This window comes from Clostridium carboxidivorans P7, from assembly GCF_001038625.1.
Lineage (GTDB): Bacteria > Bacillota > Clostridia > Clostridiales > Clostridiaceae > Clostridium_AM > Clostridium_AM carboxidivorans.
Genome location: NZ_CP011803.1, coordinates 2,132,716 through 2,150,286, shown reverse-complemented (window position 1 = coordinate 2,150,286; position 17,571 = coordinate 2,132,716). Strand labels below are relative to the sequence as shown.

Annotated in this window: 14 protein-coding genes; 7 read left to right on the top strand and 7 right to left on the bottom strand. The window is 28.9% G+C overall.

The window, feature by feature from the left end; all coding sequences use genetic code 11:
- Window positions 1–349: 349 nt before the first annotated feature.
- Entirely contained in the window at window positions 350–2,401 is a 2,052-nt protein-coding gene (locus Ccar_RS09225) for a leucine-rich repeat domain-containing protein (protein WP_007060363.1), read from the top strand.
- 240 nt (window positions 2,402–2,641) lie between these two features.
- Entirely contained in the window at window positions 2,642–3,748 is a 1,107-nt protein-coding gene (locus Ccar_RS09220) for an XdhC family aldehyde oxidoreductase maturation factor (RefSeq protein ID WP_007060364.1), read from the top strand.
- 151 nt (window positions 3,749–3,899) lie between these two features.
- Here Ccar_RS09220 and Ccar_RS09215 read toward each other — a convergent pair whose 3' ends face one another.
- From Ccar_RS09215 to Ccar_RS09195, 5 genes are all read right to left on the bottom strand, one after another.
- Complete coding sequence (locus Ccar_RS09215) at window positions 3,900–5,261, bottom strand: sensor histidine kinase (RefSeq protein ID WP_007064638.1); 1,362 nt, start codon at window positions 5,259–5,261, stop codon at window positions 3,900–3,902.
- The gene (locus Ccar_RS09210; protein ID WP_007060367.1) at window positions 5,252–5,914 is read right to left on the bottom strand and encodes a response regulator transcription factor; all 663 of its coding nucleotides are present in this window, start codon (window positions 5,912–5,914) and stop codon (window positions 5,252–5,254) included. Before Ccar_RS09210 ends, Ccar_RS09215 begins: the two co-directional genes overlap by 10 nt.
- 118 nt (window positions 5,915–6,032) lie before the next feature.
- Window positions 6,033–6,794: a lantibiotic immunity ABC transporter MutG family permease subunit gene (locus Ccar_RS09205; RefSeq protein WP_007060368.1), complete on the bottom strand. Its 762-nt coding sequence runs from the start codon at window positions 6,792–6,794 to the stop codon at window positions 6,033–6,035.
- 1 nt (window position 6,795) lies between these two features.
- Window positions 6,796–7,557: a lantibiotic immunity ABC transporter MutE/EpiE family permease subunit gene (locus Ccar_RS09200; RefSeq protein WP_007060369.1), complete on the bottom strand. Its 762-nt coding sequence runs from the start codon at window positions 7,555–7,557 to the stop codon at window positions 6,796–6,798.
- Entirely contained in the window at window positions 7,557–8,273 is a 717-nt protein-coding gene (locus Ccar_RS09195) for a lantibiotic protection ABC transporter ATP-binding protein (protein ID WP_007060370.1), read from the bottom strand. Before Ccar_RS09195 ends, Ccar_RS09200 begins: the two co-directional genes overlap by 1 nt.
- A gap of 334 nt (window positions 8,274–8,607) precedes the next feature.
- Here Ccar_RS09195 and Ccar_RS09190 point away from each other — a divergent pair, with 334 nt between their 5' ends.
- The 5 genes from Ccar_RS09190 to Ccar_RS09170 all read left to right on the top strand — a co-directional run bounded on the left by Ccar_RS09190 (window position 8,608) and on the right by Ccar_RS09170 (window position 15,247).
- Window positions 8,608–9,288, top strand: a complete 681-nt coding sequence (locus Ccar_RS09190; protein WP_007060371.1) for a YIP1 family protein — start codon at window positions 8,608–8,610, stop codon at window positions 9,286–9,288.
- Window positions 9,289–9,457: 169 nt separating this feature from the next.
- A complete protein-coding gene (locus Ccar_RS09185; RefSeq protein ID WP_007060372.1) occupies window positions 9,458–10,558 on the top strand; it encodes an efflux RND transporter periplasmic adaptor subunit in 1,101 nt (366 codons plus the stop codon).
- The gene (locus tag Ccar_RS09180) at window positions 10,555–11,262 is read left to right on the top strand and encodes an ABC transporter ATP-binding protein (RefSeq protein WP_007060373.1); all 708 of its coding nucleotides are present in this window, start codon (window positions 10,555–10,557) and stop codon (window positions 11,260–11,262) included. The genes Ccar_RS09185 and Ccar_RS09180 overlap by 4 nt, the downstream gene beginning before the upstream one ends.
- Window positions 11,262–12,473, top strand: coding sequence for an ABC transporter permease (locus tag Ccar_RS09175; RefSeq protein WP_007060374.1), 1,212 nt, complete (start codon window positions 11,262–11,264; stop codon window positions 12,471–12,473). The genes Ccar_RS09180 and Ccar_RS09175 overlap by 1 nt, the downstream gene beginning before the upstream one ends.
- 302 nt (window positions 12,474–12,775) lie before the next feature.
- Window positions 12,776–15,247: an ABC transporter substrate-binding protein gene (locus tag Ccar_RS09170; protein ID WP_007060375.1), complete on the top strand. Its 2,472-nt coding sequence runs from the start codon at window positions 12,776–12,778 to the stop codon at window positions 15,245–15,247.
- Between the two features lie 347 nt (window positions 15,248–15,594).
- Here the strand turns inward: Ccar_RS09170 and Ccar_RS09165 are convergent, their stop codons facing one another.
- Together Ccar_RS09165 and Ccar_RS09160 are read right to left on the bottom strand one after the other, a co-directional pair.
- Window positions 15,595–16,746, bottom strand: coding sequence for a methyl-accepting chemotaxis protein (locus Ccar_RS09165; protein WP_007060376.1), 1,152 nt, complete (start codon window positions 16,744–16,746; stop codon window positions 15,595–15,597).
- A gap of 284 nt (window positions 16,747–17,030) precedes the next feature.
- A complete protein-coding gene (locus Ccar_RS09160; protein ID WP_007060377.1) occupies window positions 17,031–17,399 on the bottom strand; it encodes a hypothetical protein in 369 nt (122 codons plus the stop codon).
- Between the last annotated feature and the right edge of the window lie 172 nt (window positions 17,400–17,571).

The window sequence follows — 17,571 nt, the reverse complement described above, 5'->3', positions numbered from 1 at the left end:
ACAAAACATTTTAAATGTGTAATAATGGTAAAAATAAAAGTTAATAGAACTTGAAAAGTTTATAAAGCTATGAAATTAGGTATAATACCCTTAATTTCATAGCTTTTACTTATGAAAATTTTAAATATAAAACTAAAATTAGGATGAAATTTATGGAAAGTAATAAAAACAAGGTTTATAATACAATTATACAATCTGTATTAAAAATCTTGAGCTATACATCTTAAAATTAAGTTAATAAAAGATAAGCTAAGTTCTTTCTAAATAAAATAGAAATCATTTAACTGTGTTTTTGGATTTAAATTTATAGAAACAATAGATAAATATATAGAGTAGGAGGACAAGATGTATGATTAAAAAGTTTAGATTATTCATTATATTAGGTATTATATGTACAAGCTTATTTGTAACAAATGTTGTTAAAGCCGCAAAATTTATTGATGGGCAAACGGTAGATTCTAATAAAACCTGGACTTTAAAATTTACTGGTGAAGTTGGATTTGATGATGTGACTAAAAAGAGTATTACTGTAACTGATAGTAAGGGAACTGAGGCAGATGTAGAAATTAAACAAGGTCAGGATAATAAAACACTTTTAGTAGAAGCACCTCAAAGTGGTTATATACCAGGAGAAAATTATACATTAAATATTGGAACTAATGCAAACTCAAAATCAGGAAAAGCGTTAAAAAATGAATATAAAGTTCATTTTAATATTAAAAGTAGTTATGTAATTACTTTTAAAAACAAGAATTTAGAAAAAGCAATAAGAAATAGCATAAATAAACCTACAGGGGATATTTATAAAAGTGATGTTGAAAAGATTACAAATTTAGATGCTTCCAGCAGTAATATAGATGATATTAGCGGAATAGAAAATTTAGCTAATTTACAAATTCTTAATTTATCTCAAAATCAATTAAGTCATGTAAGTGTATTACGATATTTAGATTATTTACGAGATTTAGATTTGTCACAAAATAAAATAAGTGATATTAATGAATTAAGAGGATTAAACAATTTATATTCTCTTAATTTAAATAACAATGAAATAAGTGATATAAACGAATTGAAATATTTTACTTATATGCGTACACTTTTGTTAAACAATAATGAAATAACAGATATATCTCCATTACAAAAGCTCATTAATCTGCAGCAGCTTTCTTTAAAAAATAATAGAATTAATAATATAAATGCATTGAGAGGATTAACTAATTTAAATCTTCTTTATTTGGGGCAAAATGAAATTTTAGATTATAGTCCTACAAGATCATATTATGCCAAAATCCTTAATAAGGATTTTGATTTAATAGATTCTAATGATGACAATATAGTAACATTTAAGGATATAAATTTAGAGAAAGCAGTAAGAAGCGAAATAAACAAACCATCAGGAGATATTTATAAAAGTGATGTTGAAAAAATTGTGTCTTTACAGCCTTATCATGAGAATATACAGGACATCAGTGGAATAGAAAATTTAACTAATTTACAGTTCCTTGATTTATCTCAAAGCAAGATAAGTGATATAAGTGAATTAAAAAATTTAACTAAGCTTCAAACACTTTTGCTTAACGACAATGAAATAAGTGATATAAGTCCGCTGCAAAATTTAACTGATTTAAAGCAGCTTGATTTAGAAGAGAATAGAATTAGTGATATAACTCCACTACAGTATCTAAGTGATTTGAATGAGCTCTACTTAAAGAATAATAGAATTACCAATATAAGTAAATTGGAATGGTTAACTAATTTAAAGATTCTTTATTTGTCTCAAAATCAAATTTCAGATTATAGTCCTGTAAAAAGGTACTATGATAATCTTACGGATAAAGATTTCAATATGACAAATTCTACTGATTCAAAGGATATAGTTACCTTTAAGGATGAAAATTTAGAAAAAGCAGTAAGGGATAAGATAAATAAGGAAACAGGAGATATTTATATAACAGATGTTAAAAATATTGTATCTTTAAATGCTTCACATAAGAATATAAAAGATATTAGTGGAATAGAAAATTTAACAAGTTTGCAAACTCTTGATTTAGGAAATAACCAAGTCAGTGATATAAGTGTACTAAGTAGTTTAACAAATTTGGAAACGCTAAACTTAAGTTATAATGAATTTAGTGACATAAGTAAGCTAAAAGGATTAAGCAAATTAGAAACTCTTAATTTAAACAGTAATGAAATTGGAGATATAAGTGCTATACAAACATTGAATAATTTAAAATCCCTTAATTTGTCCAATTGTAAAATAAGCAATATAAATCCACTTAAAGGATTAAATAATTTGAAAACTCTTTGGTTAAATAATAATGAAATGAGTGATTCTGATAAAGAAGCATTAAAAGATGCATTATCAAATTGCAATATTTATTATGACAGCGAATCTTAAAAAGGTTGAAACATATTAATTTTATGCTAGTTTAAAATTAAATTCTTATTTAATGATATAAATATATTTGAAAACCACTTTGAATTAATATTCAAGTGGTTTTTTAATTTTAAATATTCATATTTTTATTTTTTGCAATTTTGAAACAATTGTAATAAATTTGCACAATATATGAAGGATTTACATGGAATATGTAGAATATTAGCATTAGGAATAATTAATTAAGTGGAGGAAATGTAAATGAAAAAGTTGTATAAAGAAATGGTAGAGCTTTTAAATAAAAAGGAAAGCTTTGTACTTGCAACTATTTTTGATAAAACTGGTTCAGCACCACGTACTGCTGGAGCTAAGATGGTAGTCCATGAAGATGGCTCAATTGTAGGTACTATAGGAGGAGGACGTTTGGAAGCAAATGCCATAAAGCTTGCACTGGAAGCATTTAAAGTTAGAGAAACAAAAATGCAGTCATTTGATTTAACTAATAAAGATGTAGATGCAATGGATATGATTTGTGGTGGGAAAGGTGAAATATTAGTAGATTTTATTGATGCTCATGATGAAAATAACAAAGTGGTTTATGAAGCTGCACAAAAAATTCAAGAGAATAGAGAAAAGGCTTGGCTTATTACAATTTTAGATATTGATTCTAATAAAAATGGTCTTAGAAGACAACAGTGCATAGTAAAATCAGACAAAACTCTTATTGGCAGCATTGATTGTGATCCATATATTTTAGAAAAGCTCATAGCCGGTCCAGCAAAAATATCTATTCATGCTGAAGTAATAGATAATCAACGCTTTTTAGTAGAACCTTTAAGACCAGCAGGTACAGTTTATATTTTTGGGGCAGGACATGTATCTCAAAGAATTGCACCTCTATGTGAAACTGTAGGATTTAAAACTGTAGTATTAGATGATCGTGAAGAGTATGCTAACCGCAAAAGGTTTTCAGAACCTACAGAACTTATGGTAATTGATTCTTTTAATAAATTACCTGATTTACACATAAATGAGGATAGTTACTTGGTAATTGTATCCAGGGGACATCTTTATGATAAGATTGTTTTAGAACAGGTACTTAGAAGTAATGCAAGATATATTGGTATGATAGGAAGTAGAAGCAAAAGAGATAAGATTTATAATGGATTACTTAGTAAAGGATATACAGAAGAGGAAATTAAGCGTGTTTATTCACCAATTGGTACCAGTATATGTGCTGAAACACCTGAAGAAATTGCAGTAAGTATTGTAGGTGAATTGATCAAAGTTAGGGCAGAAGGAGAAAATGCAGGTGCCAAGAAAAAAGATAACGCTTCTGGAGCTTGTTGTCATCTAAAGGAAGAGTAATAAGATAAAGTTTTTATGAATTAATCAAGCTTAAAGCCTTCAGTATTAATTACACTGAAGGCTTTAAATTTTCTTTATGTGATATTTGATATTTATATCAATATTTATAAGTTTCAAAGAAGAATTCTTTTGTGATTTTGCAGAAATTTAATTAATCAAGTTCTATAGGTAGTGAAATTATAACCTGTCCACCACCAGTATTTATATCATTTTGTATATTAAGCTTACCATTATGAGCTTTAATTACTTTATTGGCAAAGGATAATCCAATGCCATAATGGCCTGTTTGACTTCGGCTCTTATTACCAGTGTAGAATAATTCTGTAGCTTTTTTTAATGCTTCAGGAGAAAAACCATCTCCAGAATCGGTAATTATGAAATAAGCTAAATTATCCTTTAAATAAGTATCTAAAGTTAATACATCTTTAGTGTATTCAATAGCATTTATAATAATATTCATTAATGCACGTTTCATTGACATACAATCAATATTGAATATTAATTCATCAGGTATCTTGTTATTAAAATTAAAACAAATATTGCTATTTCCAATAGAGGAAAGCGTATCTTTTTCAATTATACTTAAAAACTCATTTATACAATTTTTTTCTTTATGTATTATAAAGGTTTCATCATTTTTAGATGCATCAATTAAAAGCTGGGTATAATGTTCTATTTCACCTGTTGCTTCCATAATTTCATTTGTGAAATCTAATGCTTTTTCATCTTTTTGTGTAAGATTTAGTAGTTCTGCATTTCCTTTGATAACGGTAATAGGTATCTTAATATCATGAGCTAGTGCACTAATTTGTTCTCCTTTGTTTTTTTCCTGTTCAAATTGAATTGTTAAGGATTTTTTTAAGCTATAGCGTAAACTGTCCAAGGAATCCATAACTCTTTGATGCTCTATAAAGTATGCATTTTGCACTTCAAAATCCAGATCTTGTTTTTCAATTTTTTCAGTAACATAGCTGAATTTGCTTAATTCATTTTTTATTCTATTTGAAAACTGTAAAGAAAGAATGTACAGTGCAATTAATAAAATAATAATAAAAAGTGCTATTAGAGCTATTTCAGGATAAGGTATCAATTTCCTAAGCATAGGATTTTTAAATTGAACAGCCAAGTGGTAGTGTATTACACAGTATTCTTTTGAGCGTTCAATTACCTCATAAACATTAGTTCCAATTTGAGGGTCCTTAACGCTTAACTTAGCTTTTTTTATTTCTGAGTCACTCATACTGCCGTTCTTTACATTTAAAGTTTGTTTGTCCAAAATAACATAGTTTAAGTTTTCTGGTATTAACTCAGAAGTTACTTCTTTAGCATTTTTTATAGTTTCTTTAGACTTTTCTACCATTTGCTGTGAATAGTTAGAAGGCAGCAGTATGTGTAAATTTATCATATAATTAAAAATAAGAAAAATGGCTAATAAGGATGCTATAAAACAAAATGCTATTTTAAAAATGAATTTAATAATATATGCCTGCATAGATGTTTTTTTTATTTCCACATGTATCCAACCCCCCAAACTGTTTCTATAGGAGAGCAATCAAATTTTTTAAACTTATTACGAATTAATCTTATATATTCAGTGATTACTGAGAATTGAGTATCACTATCAAGGTCATAAATTGATTCGAAAATTGCCTGTTTTGTAAAAACCTTTCCACGATTCAATGCTAAATATTCACAAATGTTGTATTCATTTTTAGTGAAATTAACAGCATTACCTCCAATACTGATTTCCTTTTTATCAAAATCAATTGTAATATTTTCATATATTAATTTTCTGGTAGATTTTCCTCGATTTTGTCTTCTAAGATATGCTTCAACACGGGCATTGAGCTCCATTACACCAAAAGGCTTGGATATATAATCATCGCCCCCAAGAGCTAAACCCTTAACAATTGCAGATTCTTCTGTTTTTGCTGTTAAAAAAATAATTGGAGAATCCACTGAATTACGTATTTTTTCACAAAGTTTAAATCCATCTATTCCCGGCATCATTACATCCAGCAAAATCAAATCATATTCACAAAATTTTTCTATAGGAGTATCCTCTGCATTTTGCAATGTAACTACTTCATGATTATTAATTTCTAAAGCATTTTTTATTAATTTTAAAATTCGTTTATCATCGTCTACAGCTAAAATTTTTGCCATGTTTTCACATCCTTGTACATTTAATAACTCAACTTTTGGATTAGTGTATATTAAGTCAAAATTTTGTATGTGCGAAAATTGAGTGAAACTACATAGAATTTATTTTACTAAATTTTAGTTACTTTTGTCTACCTTCCCAAAAATGAAATGAAAGAATATAAATGACAATACAGCAAATTGTCATTACTGTCATAAATGTTAAGCCTGTAGTTAGTTCATCATAGGTATAAGCTGACAGTACTTCTCCTGAAACTTTAAATTGAAATTTAAGTATAAAGTTTATAATTCTCATAGGCCATACCCATGGTAAGAACATCCAAACACCGTCCCCTTGGCCTGTAGAGGCTAAAGCAGCAATGATTAAACCAGCAAATCCAGTTACAATACAAACTCCAGTACTAAAATGATAGGCCAAAGCTAAATATAAAGTGTAAAGGAAAATAACACTTAAAAATATGAAAAAACCTGTTTTAAAATATAAAAGATAATTAGTGTTATTTACATGGATTATACATTTCATTGATATTATAAATAATATAATTGCTAAATAGATAGAAGATAAACTCATAGTAAGAAGCATACACAATTGACTTAGAAAGGTAGTTGCCTTATGAGGAAGTTTGCTGAGCATTATTTGGCAGTGCCCAGCTTGTTTTTCTTGGTCTGCAATTAATCCACAAAGTACTGCAGAAATTATTGGAAAGAAAAAGCCAATTGCTTTAAAGAAATAATCAAATAAAGCTAAATCATTTAATTTTCCAAATCTATAAAAGGTCATAAAAATAACTAATAGTAAAAGCAATATAATATGTGTCCATAGAAAAACACCATGTTTATTTTTTAAAAATTCTGCTTTATAACTATGCCAAAATGTAATCATACTAACATACCTCGCTTTTATTAAATGAATAACTTGTAATAAGGACTAATATAAAAAACAACAAAATGCTTAATACAATTCCAACTGGAATAACTGAAGAATTTAATAATGGGCTATTTGAATCTAGTGGTAAACAATTAGGGTGTAAGTGTAGTAATGGACATTGCAATCTAAGAGGTATGCTCCATGGGAATAACCACCATAAAGAAGAGGGAGCTCTGCTTGCACCAAGTTCCAAATTAGCACCATAAGTTAAAATTAATAAGATAAAAAAGTTTATTTTTCTACTTAACCATAAGCACAATGGGATTTGCCAAAGTGATGTAATCCAGCTTATGATAATTGATATAAGACAATTATAAAATGGAACAACACTTGCTTCTGTACTAGTAAATGCAATATTTAATATGATTGTAAGTATTCCTAAAAATAAGGAAGCTATTAATGTAAAAAATGATAAAATTGCAATTTTAGCTATCCAGCTTTTCTTTAAATCAATTGGAAAAGAAAGAATGGTTTTATAGCCTGTACTGTTTTGCTCAATTTTATGAAACATACCTGTAAGAAAAACAACTAAAAGTGGCATCCAGGATAATGACCAATGATTTATTGAAGTAAAAGCAGATTTACTAGTAAAATATCCAAAACCTAAAAAGTCAAAAATAAGAGCAAGGCTTACACATAACATTGGTATAGAAATTAATAGTTTGCGAAGTATAGTTTTTTTAGTTTTTAAATTTTCAGCAATTAAATATTTAATCATTATATAATTCCTCTCTTTTTTCTAGTTTCGTATTCAACGTCCATGAATAAGGCTTCTAAATCTTCACCAGGATTGATTTTGCCTTGGTAGCCTAAAATACCATGACTCATAATTCCCACATAGTCTATAACCTGTTCTACTTCAGCTAAGATGTGACTGGATAAAATTACGGTAATTCCTTGCTCTGGAAAAGATTTTATTAATTTTCGCAAGTCTTGAATTCCTATAGGATCTAAGCCATTGGTAGGTTCATCTAAAATCAATAATTTTGGATGGTTTAAAATTGCAATAGCAATACCTAAACGTTGTTTCATGCCCATAGAGAAATTTTTAGCTTGTTTATCGCTGGTATCTGTTAAATCTACAATTTTTAATACTTCACGAATACGCTTATCTGGTAATCCTAAAAGAGTAGTATGAACTTTTAAATTTTCTTTTGCAGTTAGATTTCCATAAATAGGTGGCTGTTCAATTAAAGAACCTATATCTTTTAAATCATTACGATTCCATTTGTGACCATCAGATATAATTTCACCTGAAGTTGGCTTTAACAATCCTGTTATCATTTTTAGTGTGGTAGATTTTCCTGCTCCATTAGCACCTAACAATCCATAAATATGATTTTTAGGAATTGAAATGGAAAGAGAATTTACCGAATATTCCTTTTTAAATTTTTTTGTTAATTTTTCAGTTTGTAATAAATAATTTTCTTGCATAATTAACGCTCCTCATATAATAAACTTTACAGTCAGTTAAATAACTGCTTTCTTGTTTGCAAAATAAGAATATCAAATAAAAATCAAGATTTTATCAAAAAAGTGAAATTAAATTTAAAGAAATATAATTATTACAATAAGATGTATCAATAATTATATTTTTCCATAAGTAGTTTTGTTTTACTTTTATGGATAAGTTAATTGATTTTTGTGTTCATACTGTATATAATATATATGCACAGTATAAACACAAAATTTACAAGCATTCACATAATAAATATGAATAGCTAATGCCTGTATTGAACTGAATTATTTCAAATTAGGAGGAGAATTAATGTCAAAAGAAAGTAAAGATGGAATTTTAAAAACTCTTATTGGTGCTGTAATATCGCCAAAAGAAACAATGGAGAAAGTTAATCAAAATCCAAAAGTGTGGAGATACTTAATCCCCATAACGTTTATTCAATTAATTGTTACTATAGTAAAGCTGCCTAAACTTATAAGTTATACTATTTCAAAAACTCAAGAAATGACAAATGTTTCTCAAGCTGCACTTCCAATGATAAAAATGGGAGTTGTAATTTCTGGAATAATTGGAGCATTAATTATGCCAGCTTTAGCGGCATTGATATCAAGTGCATTTATTAAACTTGCTGCATATATTACAAAAGAAAATGGAAATTTTAAAAACTTATATTGCATAAATCTTTTAGCTTATGTTCCAATGCTAATAGGATTAATTTTAACTGCAATAATAACGATGTTTACAGAACCACAAAATGTGAAAAATGTTTCCACAAGCTTTGCATTGTTTTTGAGCTCGTCAGTAGATACAAAAAGTGCTATTTATAAGTTATTTTCATCTATAGATTTTTTCTATATATGGAGCAGTATATTAGCGGCAATAGGAACTTCAGTTGTATTTAAGATGAAGATTAAGAAAGCTGCAATAATAGTTTTGGTAATTTATATTGTTTCAGTTATTGTTAAATTTTCAATGTTATTAAGGGTTTAACTTAAAGGTACTGTCATTAAGTTTTCATAATAGACAAGCTGGCATTGGATTTTATATAATGTCAGTTTTGTGTTTGTTTACATAATTTTGTAATAATTGTTATAATGAAGATGTATTGTATTTTTAAATAATCTGTATATTATACTTAGAAAGGTGAGGAAAAGGAAAAATGGAATCCAAGTTTAAATTTATAAAAAACAAGAAGAAATTGGGGATTATAGCAATTGTCATAATTATAATTATAATAATTGGAATATCTTCTTATTCAAAGGCTCAAAAATCTCAAATAAAAAGTGTGAGTATATCTAAGGTTATCAAGAAAAATATAGCTCAAAGTACTATGGTTTCTGGAACTATACAACCTAATTATAGAAATGAAATAACTTTGGGTAATACTCAAAAAGTGTCAAAAGTATTAGTAACAGAAGGACAAGATGTAAAAAAGGATGATGTCTTGGTTCAAATGGATTCATCTGATTATAAAAATGAATTAAATAAAGTACAAGCAGATTTAAGCAATGCTCAAAGTGCAATGTCAAAGGCACAAGTTCCAGGAGGACAAGGAAAAAATAGTAATGAGTCAATTTCAACAAGTTCTATAAGAGCTCAAATTGATAGCTTAAATGAAAAAATAGCTCAATGTGACATAAAATCTGGTGTAGATGGAAAAGTGGTAAAAGTTGATGCAAAAGAAGGCCAAGTTCCACAAACAGGTGATAAGATAATAGTAGATGATAATTCAAAGTATAAAGTTTCTATAGATATGAGTCAATATGATGCTATGAAGGTTTCAAAGGGACAAAAGGCTATTGTTAAAATAAAAGGAAATGACAAAATGAAGTATATTGGTTCTGTTACGGATGTTGGTCAAATAGCCCAAACAAAGATGGATGATAAAAATGCACAGCAGGAAGCTAAGGTAAATGTTATAGTAACTCTTGATGGTGCAGGTACAGGTGACAGTATAAAATCAGGATATAAGGCTGATGTAGAAGTTGTATTTAATGAAAGACAAAATACAATTGTTATGGGTGTGGATAACATAAAACAAGATAAGGCTACAAAAAGAAAGTATGTTTACATAGTAAATTCTGAAAATAAAGTTTCAAAAAAATATATAAGAACTGGAATTGAAACTGATGATGCAGTAGAAATTATAAGCGGTCTTGCACAGGGAGAAAAATATGTAACCAATCCTTCCGATTCACTTAAAGATGGTGAAATTGTAAAAGATGCTTCAAAGGCCCAAACAGGAGGGACCAATAAGTGATAATTAAATTGGAGAATTTAGTTAAAGTATATGATACTGGATCAATAAAACTTAGAGCTTTAAAGGAAATTAATTTACAAATTGAAAAAGAAGAATATGTAGCTATAATGGGTGCTTCTGGGTCTGGAAAGTCTACTCTTATGAATGTCCTTGGATGTTTGGACAAACTTACAGAGGGAAAGTATTACTTGGAAGATGTGGATGTGTCTTCGCTGGATGACAATAGCTTAGCTGAAATAAGAAATAAAAAAATAGGATTTGTATTTCAAGCTTTTAATTTACTTCCCAAACTTACAGCTATGGAAAATGTTGAACTTCCAATGATGTATGCAGGAATACCTAAGCATGAAAGAGAAAAGAAAGCAAAAATGGCATTAGATAAGGTTGGATTATCTAACAGAATTCAGCATAAACCTAATGAAATGTCAGGAGGGCAAAAACAGAGGGTTGCTATTGCAAGGGCTTTAGTTAATAATCCTTCTATAATACTTGCAGATGAACCTACTGGAAATTTAGATAGTGTTTCAAGTGAAGAAATAATGGGTATTTTTCAAAGCTTGAATGATGAAGGTGTAACTATTGTTATGGTTACACATGAACCTGATATAGCTATGCACACAAAAAGAAATGTAGTTTTTAAGGATGGAACTATAATTTCTGATAGTTTAGTTGCAAATAGGACTATAGTTGGGGGGCAGAACTAATGAATGTAGAAGAAGGCTTTAAATCTGCATTACAGAGCATAAAGTCAAATAAATTAAGATCTTTGCTAACTATGCTTGGAATAATAATAGGAATATCTTCCGTAATAACTATAGTTTCTATAGGTGCTGGAGCAAAAGAATATATTGCCGGGGAGTTTCAGGGGGTAGGCAGTAATGTAGTTAATGTGCGTTTAAATCAATCTTCAGATAAATCCATAGAAAGGAAGGACTACTTTACTATGGATGATATTGATCTAATAAAGGATAAGATACCTGAAGTTACACAAGTTGTTCCAATGCTTTCAGGTAGTGGGAATTTGAAGGTCCAGAATAAATCTAGGCGTGCAGGGATTGTAGCATCAACACAAGGGTATGACAAGCTTTCAGGTATAAAAATGATCAGTGGAAGATTTCTAAATCAACATGATGTAGATGCAAGATCTAGTGCAGCAATTATAGATGAAAAGACAGCTGGAAAGTTATTTCGTGGAACTGATAATGCAATTGGAGAGGATATTGAGCTCACATCGGATAATGGAGAAGTAAATTTTCATATAGTTGGTGTATATAAGGATCCTAATTCAAATTTAGGAGAAGCATCAGATAATGCGCCAGGTGAAGTATTCATACCTATAACAACAGCAGATAGGCTGATTACAAATACTAATATTAGCTATATGTCAGTAATGTTATCAGATATGAGTAAAGCAGATGCGATAAGCTCTAGTATAATAAGAACTCTTGAAAGTAAGCATCAGAGTAAAGGTATATATGTAGCTGAAAATGGATTTAAAGGACTTGAAGCTGTAACCAAAGGGTTAAGTGTTATAACAACTATACTTGGTGCTATTGCAGCTATATCACTCTTAGTAGGTGGAATAGGTGTTATGAATATAATGCTTGTATCTGTAACAGAGAGAACTAGAGAAATTGGTATAAGAAAAGCAATTGGAGCAAAAACACGTGATATAAAAGTACAATTCCTTATGGAATCTATAATACTATGTCTTATAGGAGGAATAATTGGTACCATTTTTGGTATAACTACAGGTAAGATTGTTGGAGCCTTCTTAAAAATACACATTCCAATATCCATTGGGATAATACTAATAGCATTTTCATTTTCATCGGCAATTGGAATATTCTTTGGATTATATCCAGCCACCAAAGCAGCAAAGTTAGATCCTATTGAAGCTTTAAGATATGAATAATATGAAATGTTTTTTGTAGATAAGTTAATGGAATTTATTAAATAAAATGATAAAATACTAAATAACTTGGATGATATAAAATATCCATTTGGGATATTTTATATCATCCAAGTTTAATTTTTATATCATACTAATAAAATAATAAGAATATAGCTATCTGTTTTGTAATAAATATACATTTATGTTACATAATTTGTATTTTATTAATATGTGGAATAAATACTGCGCATTTTGCATTATTTTGTGGTATAATTTTCATGTGAAATTTTATTTTTTCATCAACCAAATGGGAGGAAATTATAATGTTAGGATGGATAAAAAATAAACGAAAATTAACTGAAAAAGATATTAAACAAATGGATGATAAGAATATAAAACAAACAGGTGAATTAAATTTATTAAAGCGTAATCAACAATGCATAGTAACAAGAATAAGTGAAAAAATTAAGGAAACTGATTTTGCAACTGAAAATTTGATATCGTTAACACAAAATATTGGAGAAAATGTAGAAGTGCAAATGGAATCTATAGAAAAGGTTGTGAATGAAGTAAATAATTATTCAGCTTTGGCAGAAGAAGTTTTTGCAAGTACTGAAAATTCAAAACAAATAGCAGAAAAAACAATGGGAATAGCTAGAGAAGGCAGTAAGGCCGTGGATAATTCTATACAAGCTATGAATGATATTGGGATATCTGTTAAAGCTGTTAAAGAAGTTGTAAATGAATTAAGCTTAAAGGCAAAGCACATAAATGAAATGCTCACAATTATAAAAGACATAGCAGACAATACAAACTTATTATCTTTAAATGCATCTATTGAAGCAGCAAGAGCTGGAGAAGCTGGTAAAGGCTTTGCAGTAGTTGCTAAAGAGGTTAAAGAGCTGGCTCAAAGAAGTTCAGAATCAGCAGAGCAGATTTCAAGTACAATTAATGAAATAAATTTGAGTATAGATAAAACTATAGATGCTATGGATAAAAGTATGGGTAAGGTACAGGAAGGAAATGAAATTTCAAACAATACTAAGGAAGTATTCAATAATATAATAAATGCTGTTGGTACTACTAGTAATGTAACAGAAGAAATCAACACTGCCATTTCAAAACAAACGGAAAGCTTAGAGAGTATTATCATTTCAACAGAAGAAATGAATAAAACTTCCGAAAAAGTTATGGAAATGATAGAAACAACTACATTAAATACTCAGTATACAAAAACTACTTTGAACATTCTTTCAAATGTTGCGAAAGATCTTCAAAGTATATCAACTAAGCTTCTTGGAAAAATTCAAGGAGAAGACAAAAGTGAATCAGTAATTAAAACTTTTTTGAGTGAAGCTCCATTAGGATATGATCCCCAATTAGCTTTTGATGCACAAAGTGGTCAAATTTTATATAATGTCCATGGTGGATTATTATTAATTAGTTCAACAGGTGAGATCACTCCAGGCGCTGCTAAGAGTTGGTATGTTGAAGAGGATAATTTAACTTGGATATTCAATTTAAGAAAAGGTGCTAAGTTTCATAATGGAAGAGAAATAACCGCTGAGGATGTAAAGTATTCTTATGAAAGATTGTTAAGTCCGTCATTAAAATCACCTAATGCTTGGTTCCTGGAACAAATTGAAGGTTCTGCAGAATATTCAAAAGGACTAGCAAAAGAAGTAAAAGGAATAAAAGTACTTGATAAATATAGAATTTCCATTAAATTAACATCTCCATATAGTGGATTTCTACTTAATTTAGGACAGTATATTTGTTGTATATTGTCTAAAGAAGATCTTGAAAAAGGACAACTTACAGGGTGTGGACCATACATCATAGAAAGTAAAGAAAAGGATAGATGTATACTAACTGCATTTAAAGATTACTTTGGTGGAACGGCGTACATAGATAAGATTATTGTAGAATTCGAAGGAGGACAAGCTACTAATAGTTTTATAAAAAAAGATTGTGATTTTATAACAATAGATAATAAGAAACAGATAGGTGAATTATCAAATGCTAAAGTTTCAAATATAAAGTATAAAAGTGTTATGGGAACTTATTATGCAGGATTTAATTTGAAGTCTAATTCTATTTTTGCAAAGGACAATGAAATTAGGTATGCTTTTAATTTAGCAGTTAACAAGAAGAAAATTATTGATGAAGTTTTAGGAGGACTTGGAGAAGAGGCAAGAGGACCTATGCCTTCTAACATGATTGACAATGGATATTTAAAAGATTTAACATATAATCCTTCATTAGCAAGAGAAATTTTAAATAAAAAGTATGGACTAATAGGAAATACAAAGCTTAGAGTTTTAGTTAGAGATGAAAGTAGTGAATCTACTTTTAATAAAATAACGCAATTTATTATAAGTGATCTAAAAAGCATAGGAGTTGAATGTGTTTTAGATAAGGTAAGTCCAGACAAGTACTTAAAACCTGAATCAATTGATAAATGTGATTTGTTTTTAAGCAGGTGGATTTCAGATACTGGAGATATGGATAATTTTCTTCAGCCAATGTTTAATCCAACCAATGTTACAGATTTCACTGGATATAATAATTCAGAAGTGACAAGTATGATGAATAAAGCCAAAAAAATAGTAAATCCCCATAAGAGAATGGAAATATATAAAGATTTGCAAAAAATAATAGTAAATGATGCTCCTTGGATATTTTTATATCATCCACAGGTAGGATATGTTTTTAGAGATGGAATTATAGGGGTAAGAGTTAATCCCCTTGGAATAGTTAGGTATGAAGATATAATTATGGAAAGTGTAAAATAGCATAAAAGATAAACCACTCAATTTTTACAGTTTGAAAATATTGTGATACAAGCACATGTAAGCAAAGTGACTAGTTTGAATTTTAACTTTTATGCAGTGATATATGATAAGTGTTTCATCACATTAGCTAAATTGTTTCTTATTATTCTTAGCGAAAAGTTTGTGAAAGCCTTAGAACTTTAGTCCTGTTTGAGGGAACCGAGTTTGACAAAGTTCTTAGGCTTTCACAAATTTTGAGCTTTAGAATAATTGAAACATTTAGCCGTGATGAAACACTTATCATATATCACGGAGTAAAAGTTAAAATTTAAACTTCCACTGTACTCTTATGGCTCAATATTTTTGTTTTATAAGTCTTTTGCAATATTCTCTAATTCATTTGCCATGGCTGATAATTCTTCAACACTAGCAGAAATTTCTTCTGTAGCAGAAGCTTGTTCTTCACTTGCTGCTAAGGATTCACTACTTTCTTTATTAATCTCATTTATTTTATTTTTTATCTCTTCCGTTAATACTTTAATTTGAGGTACAGTTTCTTTTGATTGTGTGGATAGTTGTCTAATTTCATTAGCTACAACTGAAAAACCTCGTCCCATTTCTCCAGCACGTGCAGCTTCTATTGAAGCATTAAGTCCAAGCATATTTGATTGGTTAGCTACTGAGGAAATAAACTCAGAGATACTATTTATTTTGTCTAAAACTTCACTAACAGAGCTTATGTGATTGTATAAGTTTTGTCCATTTTCATGTATATTTGTTGCACTGGAAGCCAACTGCTCAACAGTTGCAGCTATACCATTTAAGCTTGTCGATAAATTTCCGGCAATACCTTTTAATTTACTAGAAGCACTTTTGGGAACCACAACACCAAGGGTTGCTACTATATTTTTACCTGTATCTTCATCATATAATGGATGATTTGCTATATAAACGGGAATGCCATAACGTTCTGCATCTATTTCTCTTACTTGAGCTTTTACTGAATGAATAGTTTGATATGCAATGTCTGTTTCCTTTAATTCATAACCTACATGCATGTTAGATAAATTAAACTTTTTAGAGCCTTGGACATATGCTATTTTAGTTAAATCGGACATATATAAGAAAGCTCCTTCTGGAAAGAGTTCGGCTACTATAGGTGCAAAGTTTGGGAAGCTAGCGGCAACAGGATGAAGTCTTGGTAGTACTATGGAAAAAGCACCTATTGGTGCATCTGAATCATCAACAAGTGGTATTGCAATAGTAATCAATCTTTGTCCATATTTTTCTCTTGGTATTTTTTCATTTAGAATTTTTCCTTCATTCATTGCCCTTACAGCAATAGCAGTTTCAGATACACTAGAGCCTTCTTTAAAAATATCAATATCAAATTTTTGAGAATTCACTTTCCATTTAATTGTACGATTTTCGATAAATAGGAACATTATTCCAGTAGGAACTATTTTAGCTTCTAATTGAGAAATTAATTTTAAAACTTCCTCACATTTAATATTAATCATATTATCCTCCTTGTTGCGATAATTCTAAATTTAGATAAAATTCTTGATTTTCCTTAGTTATATCAAAATATTAGAATTAAATACAATATTTTATTGGTTTCTATTTAAAATATATAATATGAAATTAAATAGTAATAAATTTTTATTATAAAATATTGTGTAATTTTGGAGGATATCTTTAAAATTATTATAAAATCAATATGTAATCTAAACAGGAACTTCTTTATAGTATTATTAAAGCACCCTAATGATGTTAATTTCATACCATTAGGGTGCATACTAATTTATTTTAATTTTACTTCCACAAGATCATGCTGCAGTACAGTATCTCCTTCTCCATTTACAAATGGGAAATTACTAACACCATAGCAATTTACTAAAACATCTTTGTCACCTGGATGGATAATTCTTATTTCATAAAAGAAAGCATTTTGTAGATTTGCAGTTATTCTTACAGAAGTATTAGGATTTAAAACAATAGGGTTAGGTGCACTAAGTGGTAATGGTGTTGAAGAACCTGAATCCCAACGATAAACGTGGACAATTACTTTTCTGATGTCATCAGGGTCAAGATTGACTAAAGTTATTCCAGCAAAAGCTACGTTAATATCTTTACCAAGAACTCCTGTTGAAAGTATTTTCTTATCAGACATAATAGACACCACCTTTTAATCAATTAGTTTTTTATTAACCTTTATTACATTGGTATTTAGGATTTTGTCCATACTTTTGTGATAATTAATTTTTTAGTAATTGTGCTAATGTTCAATAATAGAATATGAATAATTAACACAAAGTGTTCATATGTCTTATATAGAAATTTCA